Genomic DNA, 1,112 nt, shown 5'->3' with positions numbered 1-1,112 from the left:
CGGCCAGGTCCGCGGCCGGCACCTGCACCCGCGGGCGCGGCGCCTCGGTTCCGGCCAGGCGTTCGAGCGCCTGCGCGGTGTCGCGCTTTTCGCCTTCGGCCAGCGCATCGAAACCGATCTCGCCCTGGCCCGAGGTCAGCGCCAGGTAAGCCTCGGCCAGCAGTTGCGCGTCCAGCAGCGCGCCGTGCAGTTGCCGGTGCGAGTTGTCCACGCCCAGCCTGCGGCACAGCGCGTCCAGCGAGTTGCGCTGCCCGGGGAAGCGTTGCCGCGCCAGTTCCAGCGAATCCTCCACCGCGCAACGCTCGCGCAGCGGGGGGTGTTGCGCCCCGAGGCGGGCGAACTCGGCGTCGAGGAAGCCCAGGTCGAAGGCGGCGTTGTGGATCACCAGCTCGGCGCCGTCGATGAAGGCGAGGAATTCCTCGGCGATGTCGGCGAACTTCGGCTTGCCGGCCAGGAATTCGCGGGTCAGGCCGGTGACTTCCTGCGCGCCCGGCTCGAAGTCGCATTCCGGATCGAGGTAGCGCTGGAAGGTGCGGCCGGTAGGCCGGCGTTCGACCATCTCCACGCAGCCGATCTCGACCACGCGGTTGCCCTTCTCCCAGGAAAGACCGGTGGTTTCGGTGTCGAGGACGATCTGGCGCATGCGGGAAGTCTAACCCCTCAACCTTTCGGCTTCGGCGCGCGCGAGCTGGTCGACGCGTTCGTTGTCCGGATCGCCGCTGTGGCCCTTGACCCAGCGCCAGTCGATGCGGTGGCGCGCGCAGGCCGCGTGCAGGCGTTCCCACAGGTCGCGGTTCTTGACCGCGCCGCCACCGGCGGTGCGCCAGTTGCGCCGGATCCAGTTGGGCATCCATTCGGTGATGCCTTGGCGCACGTACTGCGAGTCGGTGTGCAGGATCACCACGCAGGGTTCGCTGAGCGTCTCCAGCGCCATGATCGCCGCCATCAGCTCCATGCGGTTGTTGGTGGTCAGCGGCTCGCCGCCGGAGATCTCGCGCTCGCGGCCGCGGAAACGCAGCAGCGCGGCCCAGCCGCCGGGGCCGGGATTGCCCAAGCAGGCGCCGTCGGTGTGGATGCCGACTTCCTTCATCGCGGTCATGCGGCGGGCACCT

Annotated in this window: 2 protein-coding genes; both read right to left on the bottom strand. The window is 70.0% G+C overall.

Annotated features, from left to right (window positions below):
* A partial coding sequence (gene dnaQ / locus QAA18_RS10610; RefSeq protein WP_279412910.1) for a DNA polymerase III subunit epsilon occupies positions 1-643 on the bottom strand: 643 nt, incomplete at its 3' end.
* A 9-nt stretch (positions 644-652) separates the two neighbouring features.
* Positions 653-1,090, bottom strand: coding sequence for a ribonuclease HI (gene rnhA / locus QAA18_RS10605; RefSeq protein WP_279412911.1), 438 nt, complete (start codon positions 1,088-1,090; stop codon positions 653-655).
* Between the last annotated feature and the right edge of the window lie 22 nt (positions 1,091-1,112).

The organism is Luteimonas sp. 8-5 (genome assembly GCF_029763755.1).
Taxonomy (GTDB): Bacteria; Pseudomonadota; Gammaproteobacteria; order Xanthomonadales; family Xanthomonadaceae; genus Cognatiluteimonas.
The sequence above is the reverse complement of the archived record's forward strand: the minus strand, read 5'-3'. Positions and strand labels throughout refer to the sequence as shown.

Excerpts from the sequence above, each read along its gene's own strand:
- rnhA (WP_279412911.1), bottom strand. The coding sequence starts at position 1,090 with ATGAAGGAAGTCGGCATCCACACCGACGGCGCCTGCTTGGGCAATCCC.